This window comes from Bradyrhizobium sp. CSA112, assembly GCF_029051645.1.
Taxonomy (GTDB): domain Bacteria; phylum Pseudomonadota; class Alphaproteobacteria; order Rhizobiales; family Xanthobacteraceae; genus Bradyrhizobium.
In genome coordinates this window covers 15,203-34,505 of the sequence record NZ_JAACFS010000054.1, presented here as the reverse complement: position 1 = coordinate 34,505, position 19,303 = coordinate 15,203, and the positions used below count along the sequence as shown (strand labels likewise).

The window sequence follows — 19,303 nt, the reverse complement described above, 5'->3', positions numbered from 1 at the left end:
GCCGCCATCCTGCCATGATACAGCTCCTCGTTTCGCCGACCGCAAACGAGGAATCCGCCAACAGCCCGTCCGTTCCACCAATTCAGCCTGCTCCATCAGCGCAGGTTTCATGGAATCGGTCGTCTAGTTCACAGGTCCCTTGCCGCCGATCGCCTCCATCTCCGGCTCCTCGGGTCTGACGCCCTGGGCGCGGTTGACCAGCATGGTGATCACCCAGAGCACGACGCCGATGGCGATCAAGACCCCGGCGACGTGGTACTGAACTATCGCCCGTCCGGTCCATGGCCCGGCCAGGAATGCGCAGGTGATTGCGCCCAGCACCGGCAGGATCGTCGGCGTACGAAAATGTTCGTGCGCGACGCTATCTTTGCGCAGCATCAACACCGCGATATTGACCACCGTAAACACGCAGAGCAGCAGCAGCGCGGTCGTTCCGCCGAGCGCAGGCACTTCGCCGACGAAGGTGATCAGGGCGAACGCCACCAGCGTGGTGAAGCCGATCGCGACATAGGGCGTACGCCGGCTCGCATGCACCTTGCCAAGCACCGGCGGCAGCACATGCTCGCGGCTCATGCCGTAGACCAGCCGGCTCGCCATCAGCATGTTGATCAGCGCGGAGTTGGCGACCGCGAACATGGTGATGAAGCCGAAGATCCAGACCGGAAAGTTCGGCGCGCCGGCCTGTACCACCTTCAACAGCGGCGTCTCTCCCTCGCCGAGCTGCGCCGGCGGAACCAGGGTGATCGCCGAGATCGAGACCAGCACGTAGATTGCGCCGGTGATGAATAGGCCGGCGAGCAGCACTTTTGGGAAATCCCGTGTCGGCTCCTTGCATTCCTCGGCCATGTTGACGGAGTCCTCGAAGCCGACCATGGCGAAGAAGGCGAGCGTGGTCGCTGATATCACCGGCCAGATCAGACCGGTATCGCCTGCCTTGAACTGCATGACGCGCGAGACGTCGCCCTGGCCCAGGCCGATCGCCCACAGGCCGATGACGATGATGATCAAGAGGCCGGTCAGTTCGACGCAGGTCAGGACAACGTTCGCTTTCACGCTTTCGCCGACGCCGCGGAAGTTGACCGCGGCGACTAGCGCCATGAAGACGAGACCTGTCATGGTGATGCCGAACCCCGACAAGCCCAGGCCCAACGCGTTCGACATGTTGGCGGAGAAAGCCCGCGAGGCCGTGGAAGCGGAGGTAATCCCCGAGCACATCACCGCAAACGCAACGATGAACGTGAAAAAATGGATGCCGAACGCCTTGTGGGTGTAGAGAGCGGCGCCTGCGGCCTTGGGATACTTGGTGACGAGTTCGAGATAGCTCAGCGCAGTGATCAGCGCCACGACGAAGGCGACAAGGAAAGGCAGCCAGACGACGCCGCCCACCTGGTTGGCCACCTGGCCGGTGAGCGCATAGATGCCGGTGCCGAGAATGTCGCCGACGATGAACAGCAGGAGGAGCCACGGGCCCATGACCCGTTGCAGGCTCGGCTCGGCATCAGTGGCAGGTGGTAAAGGTGTCGCGGCATTCAAGGAGAGATCGGTCATCGCGCAGCCTCTCAACTGATCTCGCGCGCGCACTCTCGTCCGCAAAGCTGATACCGCTGTTGCGACTCACGCGTGCGTTTGGCGTCATTGCCAGCACACAGCGTATTGGCTTTCACGCCGCCGCCAAGACTTATTTGCGGTGATGATCGAACTGCGATGTGGAAAGCGCGTGCGGGTGCGAAATGGAACCCGCACCGCGCGCGTCTCGAAACCGTTCATTGGCGGGTGATTGGGAGGGTAGTCGCGCAAGCCGAAGAAGGATTGAGTAAAACTTGCCTCACTTCCGATTTTAACTCGTAGCTGACATGTCAGACAACGCGGTTGATCTTGGAGCTTTTACTTTCCTTCGGTCATTTCGACGAGCTGGATGAGATTGCCGCATGTATCATCAAAGACAGCCATTCTGACCGGGCCTGCATCCGTCGGCTCCAGGGTGAATTCGACGCCAAGCTGGCGCAATCTCTCGAACTCCTTCTTAAGGTCATCCACCTTGAAAGACGCTGCGGGAATCCCATCGTTCACAAGCGAAGATTTGTATGGCCCGACGGCAGGGTGCTCACTCGGCTCGAGGAGGAGTTCGGTTCCTTCTGGTGCCTCCTTCGACACAATAGTCAACCAGCGATGATCGCCAAGCGGGATATCGTTCTTGACGATGAAGCCCAGCTTCGCCGTGTAGAAATCCAGGGCTTTGGCCTGATCGTCAACGAACACGCTCATCACATAGATCCTCATGCTGCACTCCCTTTTCTCAGGTGCTTGTTGAGCCAGGCGGCGGCTGCCTTCCGCAGAGGCGCATTGTCGAAGGTATGCATCTTGGTGCGCCCGCTCCAATGAGTCTGCACGAGTCCAGCCCTCTCCAGCATGTCGAGGTGCTGCGAGATCGTTTGTCGCGATAGGCTTCTGCCATCCTCTGCAAACGACGAAGCGCAGATCTCAAACAACGACTGCCCGGGGCGCTTCGCCAAGCGATCAAGGATGCCGCGGCGGATCGGATCGCCGAGCGCCTTGAAGACATTGTCTAGCTGATCGTCGTTCACGCGAACCAAAATGCAGTATTTTTACTGCATGTCAAGCGCGCTGCAAGGCAGGGCTCACCAGTCAGAAACAGTGCGTTCCAAAGGCGAGAGCATCACCTGGTCCAGGTGATGGCGCTGCTCGCCGGTGGCAGGTGCCAGGTTCATGTCCGAGCCAAGCCAGATATGGAAAATTTAGCCACATCATTCATGAGCGCAGCAGTCCACCAACAGGTTCCAAATGCGTTGCGCTTCGGTCCTTCTGTCGATTTCCAACGCTCTCTCTGCGCTCGGTTGCGAGCGGGGCTTATCCGAAGCCATTTCACGCGGCACAATCCACCGCTCCGAGATCGGGTCATACCATTTGCCGATGTTCATTTGGATCAGACTGGTTTGCGTTGTTCACTTGGCCCAAGCCAAGGATGCCACACCGCGATGCGGCCCCGACGCCGTGCTCAAAAATACGATGCTCCGGCCGCTATCGGCGCCATCTTCGGTTCAAGCCACTCGTAGCCTTGCAACGAAATGTTGCTGCAAACGTTCCTGAAGCGGCGCAAATTGATGCGCGAGAGCAGCCAAAGAGTTTCATGGTGGAGTTCTACCGGCGGGGTCGCAAGCGCATCCGCGACCGGACCGGTCGAGGCCGCTCACCCCGGAATACGCACCGGGAGCTGCTCGATGCCGCGCACGAAGCTCGAATAGACCCGCTTCGGCTCGCCGACCACCTCGATGCGGTCGAAGCGCCTCAGCATTTCTTCCCAGACGATCTTGAGCTGCAACTCGGCCAGCCGCATACCGACGCAGCGGTGGATACCGAAGCCGAACGACAGATGGGTGCGGGGACGGGCGCGGTCGATGATGAATTCGTCGGGGCGCTCGATGCCTTCCTCGTCGCGGTTACCGGAGACGTACCACATCACGACGCGGTCGCCCTTCTTGATCTTCTTGCCGCCGATTTCGGTGTCAACCAAGGCGGTGCGGCGCATATGGGCGAGCGGCGTCTGCCAGCGGATCACCTCGGGCACCATGGTATCGATCAACGCGGGATTGTCGCGCAGCTTCTGATACTGTTCGGGGTGTTCGTTCAGCGCCAGCACCGAGCCGCTCATGGTGTTGCGGGTGGTGTCATTGCCGCCGACAATCAACAGGATGATGTTGCCCATCAGATTGTCGGGATCCATGTGCCGCGTCGCGTCGCTGTGGGCCATCATCGACAGCAAATCGTTGCGCGGCGGCGCGTTGACGCGCTCGTTCCAGAGTTTGGAGAAATAGGCGTAGCACTCGTCCATCTCCTGGCGCCGCTGCTCGGGCGATTCGACGATGCCGCTCTTGGGCAGCGCGGTCGAGACGTCGGACCAGCGCGTCAGCTTGCGCCGTTCCTCCCAGGGGAAATCGAACAGCGTCGCCAGCATCTGCGTGGTCAGTTCGATCGAGACGCGTTCGACGAAGTTGAAGGTCTCGTTGCGCGGCAGATTGTCGAGCACTTTTTGCGAGCGCTCGCGGATCAGCTTTGCCAGCTCATCCAGATGCGTCGGCGTGAACATCGGCGACACCGTCTTGCGCTGCGCCGAGTGCCGCGGCTGATCCATCGCGATGAAGCTCGGATAGTCATAGCCGGGCGGCACGTCACGGATCGAGATTCCGCCGAGTGTCGAGTCGGAAGAAAAGATACCGTGGTTGGTATCGACATGCATAATGTCGTTGTACTTGGTGACCGACCAATAAGGCTCGATCGGGGAGTTGGTGCAATAATGCACCGGCTCTTCCTTGCGCAGCCGCTCGAACCACGGCCACAGGGTGTCGTTCTGGAACAGCTTTGGCGCACCGGGATGAAAATCCTTCAGCGGCGTCGAATAGGCCTCCTCGCGCGCGGCGCGCAGCAGCTCTTTCCTGTCGGCTCTGATGGCGGTCTGCACGTTCATTTTCGATGATTCCGGTGGAGGCTCAGGGTTAGCCGGCGATGCGGACCGGCAGGGTTTCGTAGCCTTTGACAAAACTCGAATACACCCGCCTGGGTTCGGCGACCATCTCAATATTCTCGAACCGCTTGAGAATTTCTTCCCATATAATCTTTAGTTGTAGCTCGGCCAGCCTGATTCCGACGCAGCGGTGGATGCCGAAACCGAAGGAGAGGTGGGTGCGCGGCCGGGCGCGGTCAATGATGAACTCGTACGGACGCTCGATCACGTCCTCGTCACGGTTGCCCGAGACGTACCACATCACGACCTTGTCACCCTTCTTGATCTGCTTGCCGCGGAACTCGATGTCTTCGAGAGCGGTACGGCGCATATGCGCCAGTGGCGTCTGCCAGCGGATCACTTCAGGCACGAAGCTGTCGATCAGGTCCGGATTGTCGCGCAGCTTGCGGTACTGATCCGGATTCTTGTTCAGCGCATAGACGCTGCCGGACAGCGTGTTGCGGGTGGTGTCGTTGCCGCCGACGATCAACAGGATCAAATTGCCGAGAAAATTCTGCGGGTCCATGTCGCGGGTGGCGTCGCTATGCGCCATCATCGAGAGCAGATCGCTCTTTGGTGGCTGGCTGATGCGCTCGTTCCAGAGCCTGGCGAAATAGGTCGCGCATTCCATCAGCTCCGCCTGCCGCTCTTCCTCTGACGCGACGAGGCCGCCGGTGCCGGGAAGGGTGGTGGCGATGTCGGACCAACGCGTCAGCTTGCGGCGGTCTTCCCAGGGGAAGTCGAATAGGACGGCGAGCATCTGCGTGGTGAGCTCGATCGAGACCTGGTCGACCCAGTCGAACACCTCGCCAGCAGGCAGATTGTCGAGACATTCGGCGGAGCGCTTGCGGATGTTGATCGCGAGCTGATCGAGATGCGTCGGCGTGAACATCGGCGCCACCGTCTTGCGCTGCGCGGAATGGCGCGGCTGGTCCATGGCGATGAAGCTCTCGCGGCGCAGGTCCGGCGCAACGTCGCGGATGGTAATGCCGCCAAGCGAAGCCGCCGACGAGAACACCGCGTGGTTGGTCTCGATGTCCATGATGTCGTTGTACCTGGTGACCGACCAATATGGGCCGAACATCGAGTCCTTGCAGTAATGTACCGGCTCTTCGCGGCGCAGCCGGTCGAAATACGGCCAGAACGTATCGGTCTTGAACAGTTCGGGATTGCCGACGTCGAAATCGGCGAGCGGAATCGACTGGGCCTTGTCGCGCGCGGCGCGCAGATGCGAATCTCCGGCGAGGTCGATGGTTCCGTGCATGGGCCGCTCTCCCTGACTATTCCCACCGGAGCGTGCCGGGGGATTATGTTTTACCCTATTACATCCCTAGCCGTGCGCCGGCGCAAGGACGAGTTGGGTGCATTTGGCCGCATCGACGCCGCCGCCCCATCTTGGACAAAAACAGGCGCATTTCACCGCGTGACAAGGGCATTTCCGCGGACTAAGTCTGTTTGAAACAACGTTTTATTGCGCCGGGAGGCGACCATGATCCCTAACGCCCATCGGATGTTGAACTTCGATCTCGGCGAAACCGCGGACGCGATTCGCGAGACGGTGCATGCGTTTTCGAGAGACGAAATTGCGCCGCGCGCCGACGAGATCGATCGCAGCAACCAGTTTCCGCGCGACCTCTGGCCCAAAATCGGATCGCTCGGCCTGCACGGCATCACCGTCGAGGAAGAGTATGGCGGCAGCGGCCTCGGCTATCTCGAGCACTGCATTGCGCTCGAGGAAATATCGCGGGCGTCGGCCGCGGTCGGCCTGTCCTACGGCGCCCATTCCAACCTCTGCGTCAACCAGATCCGCCGCAACGGCAACGAGGCGCAGAAGCGCAAATACCTGCCGAAACTGATTTCCGGCGAGCATGTCGGCTCGCTCGCAATGTCGGAGCCCGGTGCCGGCTCCGACGTGGTGTCGATGAAGACCCGCGCCGACAAGAAGGGCGACCGTTTTGTGCTGAACGGCAACAAGATGTGGATCACCAACGGCCCGGTGGCCGATACGCTGGTGGTCTATGCCAAGACCGATCCCAACGCCGGCCCGCGCGGCATGACCGCCTTCATCATTGAAAAGGGCATGCAGGGATTTTCCACCGCGCAGAAGCTCGACAAGCTCGGCATGCGCGGCTCCGACACCTGCGAACTGCTGTTCGAGGATTGCGAGGTGCCCGAGGAGAACGTGCTCAGCGAGGTCGGCCGCGGCGTCAATGTATTGATGAGCGGCCTCGACTATGAGCGCGCGGTGCTGGCGGCGGGCCCGATCGGCATCATGCAGGCCTGCATGGACGTGGTGCTGCCTTATGTGCACGAGCGCAAGCAGTTCGGCGAGCCGATCGGCACCTTCCAATTGGTGCAAGGCAAGATCGCCGACATGTACACCACGATGAACGCCTCGCGCGCCTATGTCTATGCGGTGGCAAAGGCCTGCGACCGCGGCGAGACCACGCGCGAGGACGCCGCCGGCGCGATCCTCTACGCCGCGGAGAAGGCGACCCAATGCGCGCTCGACGCCATCCAGCTCCTCGGCGGCAACGGCTACATCAACGACTACCCGACCGGGCGGCTGCTCCGCGACGCCAAGCTCTATGAGATCGGCGCCGGCACCAGCGAGATCCGCCGCATGCTGATCGGGCGGGAACTGTTCGAAAAATCGGCGTAGGTAGTGGGAGCTGGGTCACACAACGGCCGACAAATTTGTGGTTTGATCCGCTACCGTCGCGCTGGAGTTGAACCATGAATCAGATGAGCTGGCCCCCGCAGGTGCCGCCACCGCCGCCTTCGCCCGTGCCGCCGCCGATGCCGGTGGCGTTTTCCGGCGGCCGCGGCGAATTCTTCGATCTGGTCAAGCGCGGCGCCGGGCTCGAATTCGTCACCCTCGGCTTCTATCGCTTCTGGCTGCTCACCGATATCCGCCGCCATCTCTGGTCCAATACCCTGGTCGGCGGCGATGCCGCGGAATATACCGGCCGCGGCAAGGAATTGCTGATCGGATTCCTGGTCGCGCTCGCGATCCTGATGCCGGTCTATGTCGGCTATTTTCTGATCGGCCTCGAGGCCGAGCACATCCAGGCCTTTGCAAGTATTCCCCTGATCGCATTTTTCTATGTATTCGGGCAGTTCGCGATCTACCGCGCGCGGCGCTACCGCCTGACGCGTACGGTGTGGCGCGGCGTGCGGTTCTGGATGACCGGCTCGGGCTGGATCTATGCCCTGCAGGCCTCGCTCTGGGGCCTGTTGATGATCCTCACGCTCGGGCTGGTGCTGCCATGGCGCAATGCAGCGCTCGAACGCTACAAGATGCGCCATTCCCATTACGGCGACCTGCAGGGCAGCTTCGAGGGGCGCGGCTGGGAGTTCTTCAAGCGCGGCTGGTGGCTGTGGCTGCTGACGCCGATCGCACTCTATGTGATACCGATCGCGCCCTTCATTTACGGCGCTTACAAGGCCATCGAATGGCGATGGTGGCTGTCCGGCATCCGGTTCGGCGGCGTGCGCGTGGAATCGAAGCTGCGAAAGAGCGAGCTGATCGGGCTGTACTGGAAAGTGATCGGCTGGATCGTCGTGCTCGGGCTTGTCTTCTCGGCCTATCTCGCCCTGGCGGCGGTGCTGGTCGGCAGCATGACCGACGCGTCGTTCACGGAGTTCTTCAAGTCGCAGGAATTCATGAAGAGCATTCCACTACTGGTGCTGGCCGGTGTAGGCTATCTCGTGTTCGCGCTGGCGATGAACGTCGTGATCCGGGTCTATCTGTTGCGCGATCTCTGGGTGAGAGTGCTCGGCTCGGTCAATGTGAGCGGGCTCGAGGCTGCAGCCAACGTTGCTGCGCGCGGCGAGCTGGCCAATGCACTCGGAGAGGGATTTGCTGACGGACTCGATGTCGGCGGCTTCTAACCATCGGGGCTCGGATTGTCATGGATAACGACGCGCCAGAGATATCGACATCGCAGCGGAGCGGATCGGCGATCTATTTCGACGGCGTGTCGAGCCGGCGGCGCACGGTTACGCTCCGCCTCTCCGGCCGGCTCGAGATCGACGAAGACGGGCAGATACTTGCGGCGTGGGCCTATTCCGATATCCGCCGGGTCGATGGCCCCACAGGCATGCTGCGCCTGAGCTGCCTGACCGCGCCGGCCCTGGCGCGTCTCGAACTTCGCGATACCGCATTGGCGGCCGAACTCGTCTCGCGCTGTGCGCAGATCGACGACAATGCTGCCGGCCGCCGCGGCGTTGCCGCCATCGTTGGCTGGTCGCTCGCGGCCGCGATTTCGATCGTTGCCGTGGTGCTGTTCGGCCTTCCGCTCATCGCCGATCGCCTCACGCCGCTGGTGCCGGAAGCGTTCGAACGGCGGCTCGGCGACGTCGCCGACAGCCAGATCAAGACGATGTTCGATGCAAAGGTTTGCGACAACGCCGCCGGGCAGAAGGCCTTCGTCAAGCTCGTCACCGCAATTCGCGAATCCGCGGGCCTCGACACCTCGGTGCAGTCGGGCGTGCTGTCGAGTTCGCTTCCCAATGCGTTCGCGCTGCCGGGCGGCAGGGTCTATCTGTTCAACGGATTGCTGGCGAAGGCCGAGAACCCCGACGAAATCGCGGGCGTGCTGGCCCATGAACTCGGCCATCTCAAGCATCGCGACAGCATGCGCGGATTGATCCGTGATGGCAGCACGTCGTTCCTGATCGGATTGTTGTTCGGCGACATCACGGGCTCCAGCGCGCTGATCTTCGGCTCGCGCACGCTGGTGACGTCGTCCCACTCGCGCGAAGCCGAGAACAATGCCGACAGTTTTGCAATCGACGTCATGCACCGGCTCGGCCGGCCGGCGAAGCCGACCGGGGAATTGCTGCTTCGGGTCACCGGAAAGGAAGGCAAGGGCCTTTCCATCATCTCCACCCACCCCCTGAGCGAGGACCGGCTGGCACGGATGAGCCGGCAAGACCAACCGGCCAGCGGGCCGCCGCTGCTCTCGGCCGGAGAGTGGCGATCGCTGAAAGCGATCTGCGACGGCAATCCTGACGCGATCAAACTCTGATTCGGCCTACCTTCGGGCGCTCTTCCGCGATCTCGCCGCTTCGATCGGCGCCGGCGTCGCGTCGCCCGTCTTCAGGTCCCACACCGCCTGCATGGCCGAGAAGGCGTGCGAGATCACCGGCTCGTGGCGCCGCGACGCCAGGCAGGCGAAACTGAGTTCGCAGGTCAGCGCCACCTTGTCGGCAACCACGAAATTCCGTTTGCGCGTGATGCGGTCGAGCACGCAGTCGCGGACGAGGCTGAGGCAGTTGCCGGATTCGACGAAGTCGATCATGGCGTCTTCCTGTTCGGCGAAGGCGACGCGCTTCGGCAACGATCCCATCGGCCGGAAGATGTCGTCGAGCAGCCGCCGATGCGCCGAGGCATGCGGCGTCGCAATCCAGGGCAGGTCGGTGAGGTCGGCCCAGTCCTTTCCCATCACCTTGCCGCTCCATTCGGCAGGCGCGATCACGCGGTAGTCGTAGCGCATCAGTGCCGTGAGCTGGAACTTTCCGTCGTCGATGGTGCGTTCGGACAGCGTCCCCGACGCCAGGCATTCGGGCGGCGCGGCATCAATATAGTATCCGACGTCGAGCTCGCCCCTGCCGATCTGCGCCAGCACCTCGTCGCTCATCCCGTAGCGCAGGAAGACCTCGGTCTTCTTCGAGGAAGTGGCGAGGCTTCGCACGAACGGACCTAGACGGATCGACTCGGGATCCAGAATCGTGCCGACGCGTAGCGTTGCCCGCTGCGATTCCCGCAAGGAATCTGCCGCCGCCCTGAAATCCGCCGAGGCCGATACCGTCCGGTGCGCCAGCGGCAACAGGGCGGCGCCCGCTTCGGTCAGGGTAAAGCCGCCCGGCGTCCGGTTGAAGAGCTGGAGCCCGGTGTTCTCCTCCAGGCCCTTCAACTGCAGGCTGACGGCAGGCTGGGTCAGGTGCAGCAAGATGGCCGCGCGCGAGACCGTGCCCTCGCGGGCCACGGTGATGAAACAGCGCAAGGCCTGGATGCGCGGCAGGTCGTTCATTTGGAAAACTTATAAGAAGCGCCCATGACCCCATTAGATAGGATTTGCTCTTGGAAGTCACAATCTTTCGTCAACGAAACTTTGCGTTGTCATCGGAAAAAGATGGATAGCGAGAGGGCGGCCGGGTTGTCGATCGGCGCGCGGGGCATGATGAAGGGTTTCGTCAGGGCTGCGGCCAGCGGGGAATTGCCCACATTCTCCGCCGTCATTGCGAGCGCAGCGAAGCAATCCATCTGTCCGCGCACGCTGAAACATGGATTGCTTCGTCGCTTTGCTCCCTTGCGCAAACGCTTCGCGTTTGTCGCAGGCAATGACGGGTGAGGCCGGCGCCGGTCACTGCGGCAGGTTGTTGACCTTGCGCACCCAGGCGCGCACGTCGGCCAGCACGTCCGGCAGCAGCGCCTTGACCTCCTGCACAGTCATGCCCGGCTTGATCCGGGGATCATAGAGAAGGTTGAGCAGATACTGGTCGTAGACGCCGAAATAGCCCCTCGAGACGTTGTCGTTGAACACGGTCCAGGGCACGCTCTCCGTATCGTTGATCGGTCCCAGCGATTGCAGCAATTCCTCATAGGCGCAGTCGAAGAAGACGAAGTCGCCATTGTCGACGGTGAGAATCACGTCGGAATGCTCGATTTCGAACTTCTCGTTCTTGCGGAAGCCCGACAGGCATTGCGGGTCGAGCGAGGAGCGAATCTCCTTCGCCCGGTCGCTGCCGTAGAAGGTCGTGATGGTGCGATGCAGATCGCGGTCGCGCACCAGCTTGACCTGCACATTGGCGTCTTCGAGGCTGCCGGCCATGGCGATGTCGAGGTGCTGAACGCGGGCGGCGATGTCGGCGACGATTTTCGCGAGCTGCGCCTTGCGGTCGGCGCGGCTGCCGTCGGCAAACACCCGCACCGGCCCGTCATATTTGCGGATGCGGTCGACGCGGCCGGCGAGATGATATTCGGCGCCGAAGGCGACCTTCAGAAAGCCTTCGACGATCTCGCTGTCGGTGAAGATCTTTTTCTCGGCGCGCTGACGCTGCGCGACGGCGAGGATGTCGGCGGACGCCGTGCTCGGCACCAAGATTCCGCCGAGCGCGACTACGCTTACGGCAGCCGTAAGCGTCCGTAGATACAGGGATCGGCAGGGCACGCGCATTCAAACGACGCTGCAGCAATCGGCGCGCGCGTGCAAGGCTTGAAAGACGCGGATCACGCGCTTGCGCGCGGCCGCGCCTGGTTCCGGCCTAATTCCTTACGATAACCGGGGTGCCGATGCGGACGCGGCTATAGAGATCGGTCACGTCCTCGTTGGTCATGCGGAAGCATCCGGACGATACCGCCTGTCCGATCGTCTCCGGCTCGTTGGAGCCGTGGATGCGGTAGAGCGTCGATCCCAGATACATCGCCCGCGCGCCGAGCGGGTTGTCGATGCCGCCGGCCATGTGGCGCGGCAGATCCGGCCGGCGCCGGAGCATCTGAGCCGGCGGTGTCCAGCTCGGCCATTCCTTCTTCGCGCTGATGCGGTGGGTTCCGCCCCAGCGGAAGCCGTCGCGGCCGACGCCGATGCCGTACCGGATCGCCTGGCCGTTGCCGAGCACGAGATAGAGCCGGCGCTCGGCGGTGCTGATGAGAATCGTGCCGGGGGCGTAATTGCCGGCAAAGCTCACGGTGGTGCGCGGGATCGGGCTCGATCCGCTGGGCATGCCGGGTCGGAAGAAACCCGGGCCGCCGCCCATGATGTCGCGCGAGTCCTCAAAAATGAAAAGTTGGGCCTGTGCCTGGCCGGCCCCCGCCAGCATGGTGAGCGCCGCAAGCAGCAAAGCAAAAGCCCGTGTCATCTTTTTCTTCCCCACGAAAAAATCTCAATATGAAAGGACAGAGGCCATAATTGCGGCGATCGTGCAAGCAACGAGCCCGTGACCACGGCCATTTTCGAATGCCGCGGTTAAAAAAGCACCATGCCCTAAGCGATGGCTGCATTGTGCGGCTAAACCTTTGACGAAACGTACGAACAATGATTGATCGTCAGCGGCTCCAATAAAATGAAGCGCAAAGGGGAACGAGGCCATGAACGGTGCGGAAAGTCTGGTGCGGACATTGGTCGCAGGCGGCGTAGACGTCTGCTTTACCAATCCCGGCACCTCGGAGATGCATTTCGTCGCCGCACTGGATCGGGTCGAGGGAATGCGCTGCGTGCTCGGCCTGTTCGAGGGCGTGGTGACGGGCGCCGCCGACGGCTACTACCGCATGAAAGGCACGCCGGCTTCGACCCTGCTGCATCTCGGTCCCGGCCTCGCCAATGGCCTGGCCAATCTGCACAACGCCAAGAAGGCTAATTCCGGCATCGTCAACATCGTCGGCCAGCACGCGACCTATCATATCGGCTACAACGCCCCGCTGACCTCGGATATCGAAGGCCTGGCGCGGCCGATGTCATCCTGGGTGCGGACCTCGCCGGACGCGAAATCCGTTTCCGCCGACGGCGCCGCCGCGATCGCCGCGGCCAAGAGCGCGCCGCCGCAGATCGCCACGCTGATCCTGCCGGCCGACACCGCCTGGAACGAGGCCGACGGCATCGCGCAGGTGCCTGTGGAAAGCCAGCGCGCCAATTATTCGGCGCAGGCCGTCGACCATGCCGCCAAGGTGCTGCGCAACGGCGGCGCGTCGACGCTGCTCTTGATGACCGGCAGCGCGCTGACCGAACACGGGCTGGCGCTGGCCGCCCAGATCTCGGGCAAGACGGGCTGCAAGGTGATGGGACAGACCTACAATCCGCGCATGGCGCGCGGCAGGGGCCGGTTCGCGATCGACCGCATCCCTTACGTGATCGAGCAGGCGCTGCCGATCCTGAAGGATTTCAAGAACATCGTGCTGGTCGAGGCCAACGATCCCGTCGCGTTCTTCGCCTATCCGAACAAGCCGAGCATGCTGAAGCCGCAAGGTTGCGAAGTGCACCGCATGACCTCGGGCGCCGAAAATTCCGTCGCCGCGCTGGAAGCGCTGGCTGGCGCGCTTCACGCGCAGCCGGCCGACCGGCAGCCGCAGAAGCTGGTCGAAATCGCAAAGCCGACCGGCGCGCTTAACCATGCCTCGATCGCGCAGGCGATCGCGATGGCGATCCCGGAAAACGCCATCGTGGTCGATGAATCCATCACCACCGGTCGCGGCTTCTTTCCGCCGACGGCCGCCGCCGCCCCGCACGACTGGCTGCAGAACATGGGCGGCTCGATCGGCTTCTCGACGCCGGTCGCGACCGGCGCCGCGGTGGCGTGCCCGGACCGCAAAGTAATCTGCATGGTCGGCGACGGCAGCGCGATGTACACGCTGCAATCGCTGTGGACGCAGGCGCGCGAGGGCCTCAACGTCGTCACGATTGTATTCGCCAATAAGATCTACCAGATTCTTCGCGGTGAATTCGACGGCGTCGGCGCCGGCGAGCCAGGGCAGCGCGCGCTCGATATGCTCAAGATCGACCGCCCGGACCTCGACTTCGTCGCGCTCGCCAAGGGCATGGGCGTGCCGGGCCGCACGGTCGCCAATGCCGACGACTTCAACAAGGCGCTGGCGGAAGCCATCGCTGAACCAGGTCCGCGGCTGATCGAAGTGCAGATGTAAGAGAACGACCATCGAAAGTTTTGAGCTAGCCGGAATGCCGCAATTATGAAATCGTCATTGCGAGCGTAGCGAAGCAATCCAGAAAGCCAGGAAACAAGACTGGATTGCTTCGTCGCTTCGCTCCCTTGCACAAAACGCTTCGCGTTTGTCGCAGGCAATGACGGTGCGGAGGCCAGATGCAGACCGAGCTGAACAAGGTCATCACCGCACTTCACGAGTTCTATGCGCTCGAGACCTTTCTGCTCGAAAAGGAGGCTGGCGAGCGCGCGCTGACGCACCGGCTTGCGGTGCAGTTCGAAAAGCAGTTCCCGGGCTGGCAGATCGATTGCGAATACGACCGGCTGGGTGATCGCACGCTGCGGCTGCCGCACGGAACGATCGTCTCGACCGACGACCACCTCGCAAAATCCATCTATCCCGACATCGTGGTGCATCAGCGCGAGATTCCCAACAACCTGCTCGCGGTCGAGGTCCGCAAGGCGGTCAATCATCAGCCGCTCGAACATGACCAGCACAAGCTGCGGGCGCTGACCGATCCGCATTTGTGGTTCGCCTACTGGATCGGCGTGCTGCTGACGCTGGACAAGAAGCAGGTCACGATGTCGGAAGTCTATACCAGCGGCGTCCTCGACCATGCCTTGTCCGTCTGGTTTGCGGGGCGGCTGAAGGATGCGGGCTTGAGCGCAGGATAGCCTTGCGAACGGAGAATCTTTGATGACACTTGCACGATCGATCCTGGCCATCGCGTTTATCGCCGTCGCGCAGCATGCATTGGTGCACGAGGCTCTGGCGCAGGCCGCCTCCGCGCCCGATCTGGAAGCGATTCTTGCCCACCCCAAGGTGGTCAAGACGTTCGACGACATCAAGGCCGACGACGAGCGGACCTTCGCCGAACAGAAGCGCATCACCGAAATTCCGGCGCCGCCGTTCAAGGAGAAAGTTCGCGCCGAATACTATCAGAAGCGGATGCAGGAGCTCGGCTTCAAGGATGCGTCGATCGATAGCGAAGGCAATGTGATCGCGCTGCGTAAGGGGACGGGCGGCGGGCGGCCCAAGCTCGTGGTATCGGCGCATCTCGACACGGTGTTTCCCGAAGGCACCGACGTGACGGTGAAGGAAAAGGACGGCGCGATTGTTGCGCCAGGCATCGGCGACGATGCGCGCGGGCTTTCGGCATTGTTGTCGCTGATCAAGGTGATGAATGAAAACCAGATCGCGACCGTCGGCGACATCATGTTCGTCGGCACGGTCGGCGAGGAAGAGCTCGGCAATCTGCGCGGCGTAAAAGCGCTGTTCCGCGATCACACCGATATCGATGGCTTCATCTCGATCGACGGGCTCGGCATTACCCGCGTCGTCAACCAGGCGACCGGCAGCCATCGCTACGAGTTCATCTTCCAGGGCCCCGGCGGACACTCGTTCCAGGAGTTCGGGTTGCCGAGTGCGACCCATGCCATGGGCCGGGCGATTGCGAAAATCTCGGAGCTGCAGACCCCAACCGATCCCAAGACGACGTTTACGGTCGGCACCGTAACCGGCGGCACTTCGGTCAACGCCATCGCGGCGGAAGCGCGGATGGCCGTCGACATGCGCTCGAATTCGACCGACGAACTGCTCAAGCTCGAGGCGCGCCTGCTCGAGCTCGTCAAGGAGGCGGTGGCGGATGAAAACGCGCGCTGGAAATCGGACAAGATGACCGTCGAGGCCAAGCTGATCGGCGACCGACCGGCGGGCATCGTCGCGATGGATTCGCCGATCGTGCAGGCCACCCAGCGTGCGGTCTCCGCCGTGACAAAAGGGCCGCGGCCGACCTTTGCCGGCTCCTCGACCGATTCCAACATCGCGATGTCGCTCGGCATCCCGGCCGTCACCATCGGCGGTGGCGGGGAGGGCGGCAACTGGCACTCGCGCAACGAATGGTACAAGCCGGTTAACGCCTGGTACGGCCCGCAGAACGCACTTTTGACCGCGCTGATCCTGACCGGCCTTGATGGCGTCACCAAACCGGCGCTACAGGTACGAAAAGCTGCCAAATAGGGCCTGAATTGTCCCCAACGCCGTTAACCATGCCCCCGATTGGCCAAATTGTCAGCAAATTGCGGACAAAGCGGTAACCGAAAATTCCCATAGTATTACCGTGCGTAGGGGGATTTTGTGATGGCGTACAGGATCGTGGCGGAACGCAGGGACGAGACCGTCAGGATGGACCGAAGCAGCATGCTGGTGGCGGTCGCCAAAGCGCGGGTCTGGGCCAGCGAGGGGTGGAAGGTCACCATCATCGTCGGCGACGAAAACGAGACTGCACCTTCCGACGTACGCCGGCTTTCCTTCGCCTGATCACACAGATCTTGCGCCGTCTGTCCGACGGCCCTCCATAGAGTGGAACCGGGAACCCGGATCCGCGTTATCGCTGCAGGCACGCTTTCTGGAGCAATGCCATGCAGTGGCGGTCAGCAAGCACCGGCGGCCCCGACGAGATGCGCGGCACCGGCGACGATCAAATTCCGTACGCAACCGGATGGACCATCAGCGGCCTTGCGACGCTGGGCACCATTGTCGCGATCTGGGTGCTGGGGATCTGACCTAAACCTCTCTCCGCGACCCGCTTGCCGCCGGTCACGCGCAGTCCTGGCTTGCGCGCGATCAACAGGCCGAGCAACACGAGCAAAGCACCACACCGGAAAGAAGAACAGCGTCAGGATTCCCGCTTCTCCGGGGTGGGTGCGCAACAGCCATTTGACGAAGCCGATGGGGCGAGCAGTCCGATGGTACCGCGATCGCGGTCGTGATGGTCATCGCAAGCTTCTGAGCGGGTCATCGTCGGCTGTCCGGCAATGGCTTCGCACAAATCGACTGACAGATATCGAGACGGGCAGCAGAACAATGGTGGACGCACATGGGATCGAACCGTGTCCAGCGATTCACGGCGAGGTAACACGGCCACACCCGAACTGGCGTAACCGTTATCATGTCTACCGTCCGAACGTTTGCGATCCGAATTGGCGACTCGGCTTTTGGCTTGCCGAGGTGACATTCTCTCTTGAGTGCGGCAGGCGTCCGTCCAGTCGGCGCGCAGCAATTTCGGTGGGGCAACAGCCATGGATCGTCGGGGTGTATCGGAGGGCGTTCATTTCGACCGCAAGCATCTGTTCGGGCACGATGCCCCAGGCTCGTGGTGGCTTCCCTCGAAATCGTGGTCACACTTCCCGATCCACACGGGAGATAACGGCGCCGGCAATGGCGGCAACGGCTATTTTGCAGGGAGCTTGATCGAGAGGAGCTACGCTGCTTTCGAACCGCTCAACGTGGCGCAGGCCGGCTCCCATGCCACAGCCAACGCCTATCAGACGAACATCGTGCATGTTGATCAGTCCGCGACCCAGACTGCGGGCATCGGCGGTGATGGCGGCAATTGGAATGCCGCATCAGGCGGAATGGTCGGCGCGTTCGGGTCTGTCGTCCCTGGCGTGATCGGTACCGGTGACAACAGCGCCGGCAATGGTGGCGATGGCCACTTTTCCGGATCGATGGTGCATGCGCCCGTCGCGGTTTATAGCCCGATCAACATTGCGGTGGCCGGTCCCCATGCGACAGCCGACGCCCATCAGACGAACATTGCCTATTTTGATCAATCCGCGACCCAGATCGCGGGAGTTGGCGGAAATGGCGGCAATGGCAATGCCGCATCAGGTGGAAACGTCGGCGCGTTCGGGTCTGGCGCCTCGGGCGCGATCAGTACGGGTGAGAACAGCGCCGGCAACGGTGGCGATGGATACGCTTATGGGGGCATCATTCACGCGACCTTTGCGTTTTACTACCCGATCAACATCGCGGTGGCGGGATACAATTCCACTGCTCACGCCGAGCAGACAAACGACGTGGTGTTCGATCAATCCGCTGTTCAGATGGCCGGCGTCGGCGGTGATGGCGGGAACGGCAACGCCGCGTTTGGCGGAACTGCGGACATTTTCTCTTCCATCTTCGATCTGATCGGCTCTGACGTCATCGCGACCGGCCACAACAGCGCCGGCAATGGCGGGAATGGCCATTTCTCAGGAAGCCTCATCGACATCAACGTGGCCATTTACGCGCCGATCAACATTGCGGTCGCCGGCTACAATTCAACTGCCGAGGCTCATCAGAGCAACCACGTTCAGTTCGATCAGAGCACGATCCAGATGGCCGGCATCGGTGGCGACGGCGGCGACGGCAACGCTGCGCTTGGCGGCGATCTCGCCATGCACCTGTTGGCGGACCTTCACCTGCTGGATCACCTTGCCTAGAGCCTTTTCCGTTTCGATCGAATCGAAACGGCGCTCCAGTTCTGATTTGACGCGTCGTGCTGGCGCGAACTTCTCCGCTTCACTTGAAACGGCTCGAGCGGCATTGGCGCTTCCCGGATCCCGGCGGCGAGAGGGTAGCATTTCGGGCGTACACCCTCGCTCGGATGACATCAGCTTTGGCGGCTAGACCGAGCCGGTGTGCAAATCCAAGATCGTTGCTGTCCACATTGGGACGCACAGTGTGCAAATCACATCAGGGAGACTCACATGGCAAAGGCATCATTTCCTTCCGACACGATCGTGTTCAAGGCATCGACCGGCGGCAACAGCGCAGGGAACGGTGGAGACGGTTACAATGAGGGCAATATCATCAGCAACCCGAGTATCAAGTTCGAGCCGACCAACAAGGCCGAAGGCGCCGACGTCCACGTCAAGAACGGCGATGACGTTTATCAGAAGGCATACTGGGACGCCGGCGGCGCGAATGCGAAGGCGGAGAAGCATTCCAAGGCAGAGGGCGGAAAGGCCGTCTCGAATGGCGACCAGGAATCCGACAGCGGCCATAACAAATCCGACGTGGATGCCAACACGAAGGCCTATCAGGATAACTGGCTCGCTGCGGACCAGAGTCAGACTGTAATGGCCGGCGTCGGCGGCGACGGCGGGAACAACAACACGGCGGAAGGTGGAGATATCTACTTCAAGGCCAGCATCGAATCCGCGAACTTGAACGACGTGCTTAACGATTCCAAGTACTTCCATATCGACGATTCAGGCATGTTCAACTGATCAATGCCTGTGTGGGGTGAGGCCGGCGGCGCAATGCCGCCGGTTCTCAATTCGTCGCGGAGTCGACGA

General features: G+C 62.0%; 19 protein-coding genes. 11 read left to right on the top strand and 8 right to left on the bottom strand.

Features of this window, described 5'->3' with window-relative positions; all coding sequences use genetic code 11:
* Positions 1–123: 123 nt before the first annotated feature.
* The 5 genes from GWE18_RS39565 to GWE18_RS39545 all read right to left on the bottom strand — a co-directional run bounded on the left by GWE18_RS39565 (position 124) and on the right by GWE18_RS39545 (position 5,783).
* On the bottom strand, positions 124–1,548 hold the full coding sequence (locus GWE18_RS39565; protein WP_275190950.1) for an APC family permease: 1,425 nt from the start codon (positions 1,546–1,548) through the stop codon (positions 124–126).
* 336 nt (positions 1,549–1,884) lie between these two features.
* Positions 1,885–2,280 carry a VOC family protein gene (locus GWE18_RS39560; RefSeq protein ID WP_275190949.1) on the bottom strand — a complete coding sequence of 132 codons (396 nt, stop codon included), beginning with the start codon at positions 2,278–2,280 and terminating at the stop codon, positions 1,885–1,887.
* The gene (locus GWE18_RS39555; protein ID WP_275190948.1) at positions 2,277–2,585 is read right to left on the bottom strand and encodes a helix-turn-helix domain-containing protein; all 309 of its coding nucleotides are present in this window, start codon (positions 2,583–2,585) and stop codon (positions 2,277–2,279) included. The genes GWE18_RS39560 and GWE18_RS39555 overlap by 4 nt, the downstream gene beginning before the upstream one ends.
* A 623-nt stretch (positions 2,586–3,208) precedes the next feature.
* Positions 3,209–4,483, bottom strand: a complete 1,275-nt coding sequence (locus GWE18_RS39550) for a cytochrome P450 (RefSeq protein ID WP_275190947.1) — start codon at positions 4,481–4,483, stop codon at positions 3,209–3,211.
* A 28-nt stretch (positions 4,484–4,511) separates the two neighbouring features.
* The gene (locus tag GWE18_RS39545; RefSeq protein ID WP_275190946.1) at positions 4,512–5,783 is read right to left on the bottom strand and encodes a cytochrome P450; all 1,272 of its coding nucleotides are present in this window, start codon (positions 5,781–5,783) and stop codon (positions 4,512–4,514) included.
* 225 nt (positions 5,784–6,008) lie between these two features.
* Between GWE18_RS39545 and GWE18_RS39540 the strand changes: the two genes are divergently transcribed.
* The 3 genes from GWE18_RS39540 to GWE18_RS39530 all read left to right on the top strand — a co-directional run bounded on the left by GWE18_RS39540 (position 6,009) and on the right by GWE18_RS39530 (position 9,552).
* Positions 6,009–7,181, top strand: coding sequence for an isovaleryl-CoA dehydrogenase (locus tag GWE18_RS39540; RefSeq protein ID WP_275190945.1), 1,173 nt, complete (start codon positions 6,009–6,011; stop codon positions 7,179–7,181).
* A gap of 74 nt (positions 7,182–7,255) precedes the next feature.
* Complete coding sequence (locus GWE18_RS39535; protein WP_275190943.1) at positions 7,256–8,413, top strand: DUF898 family protein; 1,158 nt, start codon at positions 7,256–7,258, stop codon at positions 8,411–8,413.
* Positions 8,414–8,433: 20 nt separating this feature from the next.
* Positions 8,434–9,552 carry a M48 family metallopeptidase gene (locus GWE18_RS39530; RefSeq protein WP_275190942.1) on the top strand — a complete coding sequence of 373 codons (1,119 nt, stop codon included), beginning with the start codon at positions 8,434–8,436 and terminating at the stop codon, positions 9,550–9,552.
* Positions 9,553–9,558: 6 nt separating this feature from the next.
* Here the strand turns inward: GWE18_RS39530 and GWE18_RS39525 are convergent, their stop codons facing one another.
* The gene (locus GWE18_RS39525; RefSeq protein ID WP_275190941.1) at positions 9,559–10,557 is read right to left on the bottom strand and encodes a LysR family transcriptional regulator; all 999 of its coding nucleotides are present in this window, start codon (positions 10,555–10,557) and stop codon (positions 9,559–9,561) included.
* Positions 10,558–10,581: 24 nt separating this feature from the next.
* On the opposite strand from GWE18_RS39525, the gene GWE18_RS39520 reads away from it, so the two are divergent.
* The gene (locus tag GWE18_RS39520; RefSeq protein WP_275190940.1) at positions 10,582–10,878 is read left to right on the top strand and encodes a hypothetical protein; all 297 of its coding nucleotides are present in this window, start codon (positions 10,582–10,584) and stop codon (positions 10,876–10,878) included.
* A gap of 12 nt (positions 10,879–10,890) precedes the next feature.
* On the opposite strand, the gene GWE18_RS39515 is transcribed toward GWE18_RS39520, so the two are convergent.
* Together GWE18_RS39515 and GWE18_RS39510 are read right to left on the bottom strand one after the other, a co-directional pair.
* Positions 10,891–11,703, bottom strand: coding sequence for a DUF2927 domain-containing protein (locus GWE18_RS39515; RefSeq protein WP_275190939.1), 813 nt, complete (start codon positions 11,701–11,703; stop codon positions 10,891–10,893).
* Between the two features lie 88 nt (positions 11,704–11,791).
* Positions 11,792–12,385: a L,D-transpeptidase gene (locus GWE18_RS39510; protein WP_275190938.1), complete on the bottom strand. Its 594-nt coding sequence runs from the start codon at positions 12,383–12,385 to the stop codon at positions 11,792–11,794.
* Between the two features lie 229 nt (positions 12,386–12,614).
* On the opposite strand from GWE18_RS39510, the gene GWE18_RS39505 reads away from it, so the two are divergent.
* The 7 genes from GWE18_RS39505 (at position 12,615) to GWE18_RS39475 (ending at position 19,234) form a co-directional block, all read left to right on the top strand.
* A complete protein-coding gene (locus tag GWE18_RS39505; protein WP_275190937.1) occupies positions 12,615–14,162 on the top strand; it encodes an acetolactate synthase large subunit in 1,548 nt (515 codons plus the stop codon).
* Positions 14,163–14,338: 176 nt separating this feature from the next.
* Positions 14,339–14,854: a hypothetical protein gene (locus GWE18_RS39500; protein ID WP_275190936.1), complete on the top strand. Its 516-nt coding sequence runs from the start codon at positions 14,339–14,341 to the stop codon at positions 14,852–14,854.
* 22 nt (positions 14,855–14,876) lie between these two features.
* The gene (locus tag GWE18_RS39495; protein ID WP_275190935.1) at positions 14,877–16,199 is read left to right on the top strand and encodes a M20/M25/M40 family metallo-hydrolase; all 1,323 of its coding nucleotides are present in this window, start codon (positions 14,877–14,879) and stop codon (positions 16,197–16,199) included.
* A 120-nt stretch (positions 16,200–16,319) separates the two neighbouring features.
* The gene (locus GWE18_RS39490) at positions 16,320–16,499 is read left to right on the top strand and encodes a hypothetical protein (protein WP_275190933.1); all 180 of its coding nucleotides are present in this window, start codon (positions 16,320–16,322) and stop codon (positions 16,497–16,499) included.
* Positions 16,500–16,600: 101 nt separating this feature from the next.
* Complete coding sequence (locus GWE18_RS39485; RefSeq protein WP_275190932.1) at positions 16,601–16,744, top strand: hypothetical protein; 144 nt, start codon at positions 16,601–16,603, stop codon at positions 16,742–16,744.
* 516 nt (positions 16,745–17,260) lie between these two features.
* Positions 17,261–18,445, top strand: a complete 1,185-nt coding sequence (locus tag GWE18_RS39480) for a hypothetical protein (protein ID WP_275190931.1) — start codon at positions 17,261–17,263, stop codon at positions 18,443–18,445.
* A 267-nt stretch (positions 18,446–18,712) separates the two neighbouring features.
* The gene (locus GWE18_RS39475) at positions 18,713–19,234 is read left to right on the top strand and encodes a hypothetical protein (RefSeq protein ID WP_275190930.1); all 522 of its coding nucleotides are present in this window, start codon (positions 18,713–18,715) and stop codon (positions 19,232–19,234) included.
* The last annotated feature ends 69 nt before the right edge of the window (positions 19,235–19,303 follow it).

Bases quoted from the DNA above. Each gene is read 5' to 3' on its own strand.
- GWE18_RS39565 (WP_275190950.1), bottom strand. From the start codon at position 1,548: ATGACCGATCTCTCCTTGAATGCCGCGACACCTTTACCACCTGCCACT.
- GWE18_RS39560 (WP_275190949.1), bottom strand. From the start codon at position 2,280: ATGAGGATCTATGTGATGAGCGTGTTCGTTGACGATCAGGCCAAAGCC.
- GWE18_RS39550 (WP_275190947.1), bottom strand. From the start codon at position 4,483: ATGAACGTGCAGACCGCCATCAGAGCCGACAGGAAAGAGCTGCTGCGC.
- GWE18_RS39545 (WP_275190946.1), bottom strand. From the start codon at position 5,783: ATGCACGGAACCATCGACCTCGCCGGAGATTCGCATCTGCGCGCCGCG.
- GWE18_RS39540 (WP_275190945.1), top strand. From the start codon at position 6,009: ATGATCCCTAACGCCCATCGGATGTTGAACTTCGATCTCGGCGAAACC.
- GWE18_RS39535 (WP_275190943.1), top strand. From the start codon at position 7,256: ATGAATCAGATGAGCTGGCCCCCGCAGGTGCCGCCACCGCCGCCTTCG.
- GWE18_RS39530 (WP_275190942.1), top strand. From the start codon at position 8,434: ATGGATAACGACGCGCCAGAGATATCGACATCGCAGCGGAGCGGATCG.
- GWE18_RS39525 (WP_275190941.1), bottom strand. From the start codon at position 10,557: ATGAACGACCTGCCGCGCATCCAGGCCTTGCGCTGTTTCATCACCGTG.
- GWE18_RS39520 (WP_275190940.1), top strand. From the start codon at position 10,582: ATGACCCCATTAGATAGGATTTGCTCTTGGAAGTCACAATCTTTCGTC.
- GWE18_RS39515 (WP_275190939.1), bottom strand. From the start codon at position 11,703: ATGCGCGTGCCCTGCCGATCCCTGTATCTACGGACGCTTACGGCTGCC.
- GWE18_RS39510 (WP_275190938.1), bottom strand. From the start codon at position 12,385: ATGACACGGGCTTTTGCTTTGCTGCTTGCGGCGCTCACCATGCTGGCG.
- GWE18_RS39505 (WP_275190937.1), top strand. From the start codon at position 12,615: ATGAACGGTGCGGAAAGTCTGGTGCGGACATTGGTCGCAGGCGGCGTA.
- GWE18_RS39500 (WP_275190936.1), top strand. From the start codon at position 14,339: ATGCAGACCGAGCTGAACAAGGTCATCACCGCACTTCACGAGTTCTAT.
- GWE18_RS39495 (WP_275190935.1), top strand. From the start codon at position 14,877: ATGACACTTGCACGATCGATCCTGGCCATCGCGTTTATCGCCGTCGCG.
- GWE18_RS39490 (WP_275190933.1), top strand. From the start codon at position 16,320: ATGGCGTACAGGATCGTGGCGGAACGCAGGGACGAGACCGTCAGGATG.
- GWE18_RS39485 (WP_275190932.1), top strand. From the start codon at position 16,601: ATGCAGTGGCGGTCAGCAAGCACCGGCGGCCCCGACGAGATGCGCGGC.
- GWE18_RS39480 (WP_275190931.1), top strand. From the start codon at position 17,261: ATGGATCGTCGGGGTGTATCGGAGGGCGTTCATTTCGACCGCAAGCAT.
- GWE18_RS39475 (WP_275190930.1), top strand. From the start codon at position 18,713: ATGGCAAAGGCATCATTTCCTTCCGACACGATCGTGTTCAAGGCATCG.